Here is an 11,610-nt window from a genome sequence, read left to right as displayed (position 1 = left end):
CGGAGTTCACAATAGGGATGAAATAGAGTTCTTGGTTATTTACAAGAGAGGTGATTGCAGGGTCTGAGCCATAGTTTTCTAGAATATACCACATGTAATACATCAGGTTCATTAAGCTAGAAACCTCCCGAGAATGGGTCATTCCTGTATACAGTGTTTCAGGCTCATTAGCCTCATCGATATCAGGATTATCAGATATACGAACATAGTATGTGGTTCTTCCCTCCAAGGTAGTTTGGTTATTATTAGGCGAGGCATCGGTCTTAACCGATATAATATTGGGATATAGCGAACGCATAAGGTCTAATTCAGCGAGTGTTTCAGAGACAGTAAAACATCCTCCCATACTACCAAGTTTAAAGTTAGTAGGTGTGGACCAATTAATTTCATCACAGCCGTTATATTGTCCTATATTATCAAAAAGGATGTTAGAAACACTAGTTTTTCCAAAACCGGCTTTGGCGTGTAGGCTTGTTTTTTGTGCTTCAAGTTCCTGTATGGCATTTGGAAGATTTTTAGTAGCTCTATCGGCATAATACTTGGTAAGGTCATCAATAAGGACATTATAGGCAATCCCCTTATTTTTCACCCTTTTAAGTTCTTCTTTAGAGAGTTCTAACTGAAGCCCCTGACTATTAATAACAGCTCCACAAGTTAAATCTAAACCCATATCGGCTAAATTTTGGATAATCCTTTGTGTTGGATTCTGAATTGTAATTCTTTTGTAATTAACTTGTTGTGCCTGAGAGAAAATAAAAAATAATAAAGCAATAAAAGTAAATAGTTTTTTCTGCATGACGATTGATTAAATGTTAGGATGTGTGAATATAAAAATTATACTATTTCTAATAGGTACTTGAATTTTAACTTAATAACAAATGTTTGTTAATAATTTTAGGTATAAAAAAAGAGAACCCTAAAATTAATTAAGGCTCTCAAGTAGAGTTAATGGTAGATTTGGGGTATAACTAAACTAACTCAAACTAAATCCAACTAAAACTTAATGAATGAGCACTTTTTTAGATAGTGTGCCCTCTATCGTTTCGGTTTTAATAATATAGGTACCTGGTTTAAGGTTATGTGTTTTTAATTCCATATGGTTTGCTTTCCCAATTTTGCTAAACCTTGTAACAGATTGACCTAAAATATTAAAGATATCAATAGATTTTATGTCTTTTAATTTAGGATTGTGCAGAATAATACTTTGTTTTTCATTGGAAAAATAAAAGTTTAATCTGTCGTCTTTTATATTGTCTAATCCTAAAGAGGATTCACTCATAAATGTAATTTCAAAACGATCTACGTATTGGCCAGCACTTAAGAATACTTCATAAGCACCTTCTTTTAAATTATGATTGATATCTAATACTTTATCACGAATGAAAATAGACTTATTAGCCAATATGTTTTCTAGTGCTTCAATTCTAATGGTAGAAATACCATCTATATTTGTTTTTAGAGCTAGCGGAAGTGTTTTATTGTCGTTAAAATTACTAACCGCTTGAATCACTAGTTTGTCACCGTTAGACATGGTCCAGTACATATCTTCAATATTCGTTTCATTTAAAGGCGCATCATATCCAATATCAAAACCATCTGAAGCATTAGTATCAACACCTACTAGTATCTGGCGGTGGTATCCTTCAGGAGAATCGAACATTAATCGTATTTTTTGTCTCGTATCGGTATTTGATTTAGAAGTTACAGATTTTGCTTTTGAATTTCCTGATTTCAGAAAGTTTGAGTTCCCCCCAGATTCTTTTTCAAATACACGTTGGCTATTTTTAAATAGAATATCGCCGCCAACAGGAACAACAGTGTTACTAGCACCTGTATCACGTGCTACTACAAAAAATCCTTGACTTACAGGTATATAACGATTGGGTACTTTTGTTCCTACCTCACCAGTAGCACTAATTCGGGTATCATTATTGACAGCTGGTAAACCTCCCATTAAGGAGTATGTAGCGTAACCTCCTGCATAATCTTTTAGAACATGTGTGCTGCGGGCAAAGTGATCCCAGAAATAAACAGCGCCATTAATTACATTCACACTGTTTCTTCCACCGCTATCTGCTATATTATCAAGTATAAACTCGTCTGCATCTAAGGCAGATGGGTATGGATTACCTACTAAGTAGTCGTTACCTGCAGTTACAGTTAGAGTAATATCGCCATTATTAGGCTTGCCATTAAAAACATAATTTTGAGTTTGCGTAATAGCGCCTCCTGTGTTTTCTACCCCTTTCATTGTAAAGCCTTCACCTGCATATATGGTTCCAGAGCTTCGCATATGTTGCCATTCCGAATAAGTGTTGCCCGTTCTGTTGGCATATTTCCAGATCCAATAATCTGCAATGGTAGCTCCTGTTGTGTTAGCAACGCCTGGTGCACCATTATATCCAGATCCTGTAAAATTAATAGACAATGGGTTAGAGGGAACCAAACCATCTCTTAACATTTCAGATGCCGTATAAGAATTATTGTTTGTGGTTGTATTACTTCTACCAACTGGAGAAGACCAGTAATTATATGTAAACAGGTCTTTAGTTCCTTGTTGGTCTTTTTCAATCGTTCCTGAACTCGTCACATCTAAATCGCTATCTTCTGATTGAATTAATTGTGATTCGCCTTCAAGATCAATGTTTCCATCTAACTTTAAATAATGTGTTACTGTTAAACCATTTCCTGTTCCTGTTGAATTATCACCATCTAGAGTTAGTTCATTAGCATCTACAAAAAGTCCTAAAACAGATCGGTTACCGTTATTGCCAGCAGGTAATGTTGAATTGTCTATAGTGATATTATGAGCTGTTCTAACGATATTCCAGTCTACTGTTACACTGTTGTCTGCAAGTGCTGTAGCTCCAGGAATTGTTTGTACATCACCATTTGTCCAAGTGGTATTTGTGGTCCAATCACCATCTTGTGTAGAAATATAGGGTAGCGGAGCCGTTTGCCAATCTACAGTTTTTAAATTTTTAAGAGCACCTTGATGTCCATTTCCAGATTCATCTTTGGTATTAGTATAGGTATATGTTGACATCGGATAGTAACCTGCTAAACTGGACCAAGGAATACTTGAAGTTTCATCTTTTGTTGGGCTTACTGAGCGGCTTATAAAATAACCGGGTCCAACATTCAATGAATTATCCGTTATTTCTTGATTCATTATGTAACGTAACTGATCTACGGTTAAGGCAGTATCCCATACACGAACTTCGTCTATATTACCATGGAAAAATGCCGTTGGGGCAAGTTTTCCTGCCGCTGCTATAAAAAATGACTGCGCTGTATCTGTAGGAGGTAATAGGGTAGCTGTTTTTTCCTGTACTCCATCAATATATAAAGTTGCTGTTGTACCATCATAGATTACAGCCACTTGATGCCATTCATCTTCTGGAATTACAACATCTGAAGTTATAGTTTGAGCACCACCATTTTGCCAAGTCATTTCAACATGACCTGTTGATGTTATTTTAAAATCGTAACCCTCGGTAAAAGAAACATCTCTTTTTGATACTATAGACTTATTTGTTGAGTTAGTACCTCTTTTAATCCAAGCAGATATAGTGAAATTGGTTGGAGACAGATCTAAATTATCTTCTACATCTACATAATGACCATTAGCAGGATCGAAAAATATAGAACGCTCGAAGGTTTCTTCTGGAGCCCATCCAAAAGTGATATATTCTGTATTGTCAAAATCATATTTTGCGTATAAATTACCCCCAGATTCTGTCATAACACGGTAGTCTGCAGTAGGATCAAAAACTCCAGTAGCTGAAATAAACATTAAATAACGTCCGTCTGGTGGAGCAGCTGTTCTTACAGCACTTACAGGAATTGAAACTTCTACCTCTGGTATATCACCACCATTAGCATTCTCAACAACTTTCCAAATTCTTGGTATCGCCGTGAAAGATACATTAGTGGTAGGCTTTACACCTGTAATATCTTCACTCATGTCTACGGTTACATTTATTGCCGAGCCATTGATGTCGGCGTTATTGTTACCCCACATTAAAAACTGTCTATCACTTAATCCTGAGGTATTGGCAATATTTTCTTTATTGGTTGTATAAGTTTGAGTTAAGGCCATAGTTAGAAAACCAGATGTTGGGCCATCTATATCTGCCTCATCATTTTGGCTTCTAGATTGTCTCTGGTCAAGCACAGATGCATCATCTCTACCAATACCAGCAACATCAAAATTATAACTACTATTTGTAGCGGTATCCCAAATAACATTACCTTGAGAATCTATATAGTCAACATCGTTTTCACGGTAAGATGTTGCTGTACTAGAACTACTTTGTAAAGTAACCCCATATTTTACCCCTAAATAGCTTTGTATTTTTTGTTGATTAATAGCAGAATTAGGGGAGGTATACGATATTATTTCTGTAAGCATACCATTTAATTGGGAGGTTGTTCTACCGGCCAAACCACTACGCCCTGTACCTACAAGTACAGGAATGTTATTAAACTCCTTAAAGTTTAGATCGGCCCCATTACCTGCTGTTCCTGTAGTATTATCAACACGCTTACCATTTTTATATATTTCTGTAGAAGTGCGTGTAGCATTAGACTTTACATTAACAATTAAAACATGGTTTTGGTAGGTTTCTGTATTTGTTGTATAGGCTCTACCATAAGAGTCATCATTAGGAGCAGAAGAACCATTAGGGAACGAGTTTAAATTATGAGATAGAATTTCATCTGTAAATCTAGCAGATGTGCTACCCATTCCTAAGCCTGTGGGATCTTCATGAAAATTATCTCTACTATAACGGCCACCAACAGCAAATTGTCTCCCAGGGCTAAAAGAACCCGTTTGAGTATCAACAATATCATCGCTTCTAAAAACAGCGAAATAATCAGTGGCATAAAACCCACCTTTACCATTCATGTATTGTACATTATTATTATCAAAGTCCAATACAGGATTATAGTTCATGTTTCGTGTTGCATTATCGCGGTATGTTGGTGCAATATTTGAGTCTGCGTTAGCATCTTCCTTGTCTAGAGTTACGTCATAGGCCTGATCTTCCCAACTCGTAACTGCTGTACCATCGGTTGCAGAAATACCTTCGTTGGCTTTTAACCAAAGACGAAGATTAGAGGTAATGTTAGCAGGAGCAATACTGGAGTCGCTTAAGGCGGTGCTTGGGTCTGCTTCAACTCTAAAGTTATCAAAGGCGACACCGTCATCAGTCCCTGAACCGTTACTGCTAAATTCTATTCTAAATTTTACATTATTTTGATTGGCAAATGTGGCATCAGATAATGTTACATTGGCATTTATAAACTTGTTGTGTGTAAACGCTGTATTAGTTGGGTGGCTGTTATTACTCCATCCATCACTACCTAAGGCATTTACATTACCCTCGTACCAATTTGTACCAGAGCCACTAGCTCCCAAAAGTGTATAAGGACCACCAGCAACCGAGTACATAATTCGTAACCCATCGTTGCCGCTCTCGGTTTTATATTTTACATCCAGGCTTACACGTAAATTTTGTAATCCTGTAAAATCTAATTGAGGACTTTCCACTACAATATTGGTATTGCTTAAATAGTTATCGTAAGTAGAACATCTCCAAAAACCACCTTCGGCCAATTCAATGGCAGTTGCGGGAAATGTGTTTGTCCATAACCAAGTGTCACCTGTTGATGTTATAATAGTCCATCCACCATCATCAATATCAAAATTTTCATAATAAGCAGTGTATTCTGGTGGTGCAGCCGTACCCTCACCTTGAACTGTAAATGTATATGGGTTTTCATCAGAGTCATCATTCACAATAGTAATAGTACCAGTAATTATACCCACAGCTGACGGCGTAAAGGTAATTGTAAAAGTTGTACTTCCTCCAGTAGTTACAGTAGATGCAGGTGGTACCGTAACAGCAAAGTCTGCATTATCACTAGTAACCGAGGATATATTAAGCGTTAAACTACCATTGTTTTCAATGGTGTATGTTGTACTTATGGGTGTTAAGGCATCAGTTGAACCAAACAAAGTCTGATTTATAGATGCTGGACTATCGGTACTGCCATCGCTTATAGGATTGTTTGCATCATCAAAAACATCGATTTCTGGCGATGGAGGTGTACCCGTACCTTGTATATCGAAAACATAAGGCTGTTCACTACAAACCGAACTATTATTTACTATGGTAACCGTGGCTGTTCTTAAGCCTAGGGCACTTGGCATAAAGGTAATAGTAAAGGTTTCGGAACCATCTCTATTAATTGTAGTAATAGCACTTGTAACCGAAAAATCACCGGCATGAGCTCCAGAAACAGTTATGCTACTTATGGTTAATTGATTACTACCAGGACTTCCCCCAGAATGGGTGTTGTGAATTTCGAAAGTATTTACATTTGAGAAGCCTACATTCAGACTTCCAAAATCGGTTTCATCGGCTACTTGAGGCGTTGTGTCTCCATTGGGTATGTCTATGGCGTTGCCGGTAACATTAATGTCTTGAGATCCTGTTACTGCAGCAGTGCCTTCACCCTGTATATCGAATGTATAGGGATTCTCGTCAGCATCATCATTAGCAATGGTTACTGTCGCTGTTTTAACCCCACAAGTTGAAGGGTCAAACGTAATATCGAATGATGTATTGCCAGAGGCAGCAATGGGTGTTGTAGGATTTGCTGTAACGCTAAAATCTGCAGCATCTGTACCTGTAATTGTAATGTATGTTGGTCCTGTTCCTGTTAAGTTAAGGTCGGCGGCGCCTAAATTTTGAATAGTAAATGTGTTTACAACCGTACCACCCGAAATATCAATTTGCCCAAAATCGGTATCGTCTGCTACATCTGGGGTTGTATCACCGCTTGCTATTGACGTACCATTGCCTTGAAGGTCTATTTCGGGAGATGGAACTGTTCCAGTTCCTTGAATGGTATATGTCCATGTACCTTCATCTGGATCATCACTGGTTATCGTTACGATAGCAGTTATTAGTCCTGTAACAGTTGGATTAAAAGTAATTGTGAAAGTATCGAAATTCTCCCGATTAATAGTTGTAATAGTATTTGTTAATGTAAAATCTGTGGTATTGGAAACACTAATACTATTTATAGTTAGCCTATTGTTTGCTGGATTTCCTGATCCAGTAGCTGTATTTTGTATTTCGAAGGTATGTACAACACTACTACCAGTTCCAACACTTCCAAAATCAGTATTATCTGCAGGAATTGGTGTAATATCTCCATTTGTAATATCGATTGAGTTTCCTTGTATATTGATATCTTGATTTTGCGAATTCCCCTTTAAGCAAAATACAAATAACATTAAACATGTTATTACATAAGTAATTTTTTTCATGAGAGACTAAGTTTTAGTTTTGGGACTAATTAAGTTTTATTAAAACCTACGCCACAAACATAACACTTAACTCCTTGAAATGCAAAAAAAATCGATGAACGGTAATTTATATTTTTAAATAATTGATATACAGTGGTTTAAAACCAGGCTAATTTTTAATACTAACCTGGTTTTTTGTGCTTTTTTAATCATTAAAATCGAATTATTTGTTTAATAATGCTTTGTTTCGACTTTATATCAGTAATCTTTATGAAATACGAGCCTTGTGAAAGTGTATCAAGATTGGTTAAACTTATCTTTTCATTGGTAGATTTTTGTAAACCATCGATTACTTTTCGTCCTTTTACATCATATAAAGCAATATGAAAAAGGGTGTTATTGTAACCAGCAGGAAGCTTTATTTTTATAGTATTAGAAAACGGATTTGGAGTAATGCTAATTTTATCAAATGCAAAGCTGGTATTACTTAAAGTTTGTGCTTCCCCATCACAGTCCTCGTCAATGGAATTTCCTGGAATTTCTATGCCATTTGGATTTATGTTTGAATTGGAGTCATCGCAATCATCTGAGTTATTTACATAGCCGTTAGGAGCATTACAGTCAAGAATTGAGTTATTTGGATCGCCAAAGCCGTCTTGGTCGTCATCTAAATAATATAAAGTACCTACTCCTAAGTTCTCCCACGCACACGATGTGGTGTTGAACTGGTAGTTATCCCAACAGTTTGTAGCTACAGGCTCACTCGGTTGAGAACCTTGATTCTCCCACGCACACGATGTGGTGTTGAACTGGTAATCATCCCAACAGTTTGTGGCTACAGGCTCACTCGGTTGAGAACCTTGATTCTCCCACACACAGGTCGTCGTATTGAACTGGTAATCGTCCCAACAGTTTGTAGCAGTTGGTTCGGTAGGTTGACTGCCTTGATTTTCCCACGCACACGTCGTCGTATTGAACTGGTAGTTATCCCAACAGTTGGTTGCTGTTGGTTCGGTAGGTTGGCTACCTTGATTCTCCCACGTACAGGTCGTCGTATTGAACTGGTAGTTATCCCAACAGTTTGTGGCAGTTGGTTCAGTCGGTTGTGATCCTAAGTTCTCCCACGCACACGAAGTTGTATTGAACTGGTAATCGTCCCAACAGTTTGTGGCTGTTGGTTCAGTAGGCTGACTGCCTTGGTTCTCCCACGTACAGGTCGTCGTATTGAACTGGTAGTTATCCCAACAGTTTGTGGCAGTTGGTTCAGTCGGTTGTGATCCTAAGTTCTCCCACGCACATGAAGTGGTGTTGAACTGGTAGTTATCCCAACAGTTTGTGGCTGTTGGTTCGGTAGGTTGACTGCCTTGATTTTCCCACGCACACGTCGTCGTATTGAACTGGTAGTTATCCCAACAGTTTGTGGCTGTTGGTTCGGTAGGTTGACTGCCTTGATTTTCCCACGCACACGTCGTCGTATTGAACTGGTAGTTATCCCAACAGTTTGTTGCTACAGGCTCACTCGGTTGTGATCCTAAGTTCTCCCATTCACACGTCGTCGTGTTGAACTGGTAATCATCCCAACAGTTTGTGGCAGTTGGTTCAGTCGGTTGTGATCCTAAGTTCTCCCACGCACATGAAGTGGTGTTGAACTGATAGTTATCCCAACAGTTTGTGGCTATTGGTTCGGTAGGTTGACTACCTTGATTTTCCCACACACAGGTCGTCGTATTGAACTGGTAATCGTCCCAACAGTTTGTAGCAGTTGGTTCCGTAGGTTGGCTACCTTGATTTTCCCACGCACATGAAGTGGTGTTGAACTGATAGTTATCCCAACAGTTTGTGGCTATTGGTTCGGTAGGTTGACTACCTTGATTTTCCCAAGCACAGGTCGTAGTATTGAACTGGTAATCGTCCCAACAGTTTGTAGCAGTTGGTTCGGTAGGTTGACTGCCTTGATTTTCCCACGCACAGGTCGTCGTATTGAACTGGTAGTTATCCCAACAGTTGGTTGCTGTTGGTTCGGTAGGTTGGCTACCTTGATTCTCCCACGCACATGAAGTGGTGTTGAACTGGTAGTTATCCCAACAGTTTGTGGCTGTTGGTTCGGTAGGTTGACTGCCTTGATTTTCCCACGCACACGTCGTCGTATTGAACTGGTAATCGTCCCAACAGTTTGTAGCAGTTGGTTCCGTAGGTTGACTGCCTTGATTTTCCCACGCACACGTCGTCGTATTGAACTGGTAGTTATCCCAACAGTTGGTTGCTGTTGGTTCGGTAGGTTGACTACCTTGATTTTCCCACACACAGGTCGTCGTATTGAACTGGTAATCGTCCCAACAGTTTGTAGCAGTTGGTTCCGTAGGTTGGCTACCTTGATTTTCCCACGCACATGAAGTGGTGTTGAACTGATAGTTATCCCAACAGTTTGTGGCTATTGGTTCGGTAGGTTGAGAACCTTGATTTTCCCACGCACAGGAAGTGGTGTTGAACTGGTAATCATCCCAACAGTTTGTAGCTACAGGCTCACTCGGTTGAGAACCTTGATTCTCCCACGCACACGTCGTCGTATTGAACTGAAAATCGTCCCAACAGTTGGTTGCTGTTGGTTCGGTAGGTTGGCTACCTTGATTTTCCCACGTACACAATGTATTATTATAAACATAGTTATCCCAGCAGTTAACTGGTGTAGGAGCAGTTTGTTGATTTACAGTTACGATTGCTAAACATGAATCTGTATTGCTTGAGTTACTAGGATCTGTTGCAGTTAGAGTTACATTGTTTGTTCCAATGTTTGTACACGTAAAATTAGAAATATCTATGGATAGATTACCTGCACTACCACCGTTATCCAAATCTGACGCTGCTATAGTAGCATTACCAGTGGCATCAAGATTAATTGTGATGTCTTTACAGTCAGCTATTGGCGTAATGGAAGCTATTACAGCTGTTAATCCTAAATTATCAATTGCCATATCACTTCTAGGTTGTCCAGATGGAATTGCACCTATAATTCTCAGTTTGATATAACTATTTATATATGAGTCCAAATTAATAGAAGTGCTATTCCATAAATCTCCTTTATCACCAGATTCTGTCCAAAGTTGAGTCCAACTGGCACCGTCGTCATCTGAAATTTCTACAGCTAAAGTTCCCATATTGCTACCGTACATGTGGTATGAAAAAGTGAAAGAAGCACTAGTAGTAGCATTTAGATTAAAACAAGGACTTACAAGTATTAGATTCCCATTACCATCATTAGTTTCGGCATATAAGTAATACGAGCCATTATTTGCACTTGAGGGACCTGTACTTCCAGTTGGAGTAGCGCCGGAATTTAAAGTCCAGTCTAAATTATCCGTTGTTTCCTGAGTCCAATCTCCAAGGCTTCCAGATCCAGTGCCTTCAAAGCTTTCAGTGTAAGGATAAGTGTCTACAAGGACTCCTGAGCATGGTGGCTGAACAGTGACCTCAAAAGATTGGTCTACATGTGCTGCAGCGTTATAGGTACTATTTCCAGCTTGACTAGCTCTTACGGTAACAGTTCCAGTGGCACCTGTAAGGGTAACTGTATTACCAGAAACATTTGCAGGACCAGAAACAATCGAGAAACTTACAGGTAGGCCAGAAGACGCTGTTGCAATAACGTCGAAAGGAGTATCAGTAGTAAACTTATCACTAATAGGGTCGAAGGTAATGGTTTGTGGTATATTAGTGGTGTTAGTAATGATTCTAAAATCATCAAACACGAAGCCATCGAATGTTGTGGTATAGCTATCTTGGTTATTAGTAGAATCTGTATTAAAATTAAACCTTAAGAAAACAGTAGATTGATTGTGGAAAGCACTATTCTCTGAACTGGAAATCACAATTTCTTCCATGACCCATTTATCTTGGGTATCGCCATCATAAAGTTGCTCACCATCAGGTTGGAAGTTGTTGTTTGTAGAGCTTTTTCCGGAATAGGTGTTATTTTCGTTAGGAGCACCCGGTTTGGTATAGGTTCCACAAAGCGGTATCCATGTAGATCCGTTGTTAGAGGCTTCAATTTGTACGTAGTCAAAACTACGTTCTAGATCCCACTTGGCGTTATACTGTATTACGGTTTGTACTAGGCCACTAGTGCTAATGGAATTGTTCAATTGTAACGTTTTGCTTTCATTGTTATTATAAGGACCAGCAGGAGAATCTGTAATAGCTAGAGTTCCAGAAAAGGCATCAGAGGTCGTTCCCCAAGAACCACCAGAGGCGGTCCAGTTGGAGATTCCGTTAGTCTCTTCGTCATCTTC

General features: G+C 38.8%; 3 protein-coding genes. All 3 read right to left on the bottom strand.

Annotation, left to right across the window (positions count from 1 at the left end; genetic code table 11):
• The coding region (locus tag E1J38_RS14670) for a M14 family zinc carboxypeptidase (protein ID WP_145774489.1) at positions 1-796 on the bottom strand (796 nt) is incomplete at its 3' end.
• Between the two features lie 204 nt (positions 797-1,000).
• Positions 1,001-7,345: a RemA C-terminal-like gliding motility protein gene (locus tag E1J38_RS14665; RefSeq protein WP_133357585.1), complete on the bottom strand. Its 6,345-nt coding sequence runs from the start codon at positions 7,343-7,345 to the stop codon at positions 1,001-1,003.
• A gap of 191 nt (positions 7,346-7,536) precedes the next feature.
• On the bottom strand, positions 7,537-11,610 hold a 4,074-nt coding region (locus E1J38_RS14660), incomplete at its 5' end, for a T9SS type A sorting domain-containing protein (protein ID WP_145774477.1).

The organism is Seonamhaeicola sediminis (assembly GCF_004358095.2).
GTDB classification, from domain to species: Bacteria; Bacteroidota; Bacteroidia; order Flavobacteriales; family Flavobacteriaceae; genus Seonamhaeicola; species Seonamhaeicola sediminis.
Note: the sequence above shows the minus strand (reverse complement) of the source record. Positions and strands in the feature narration are given on the sequence as shown.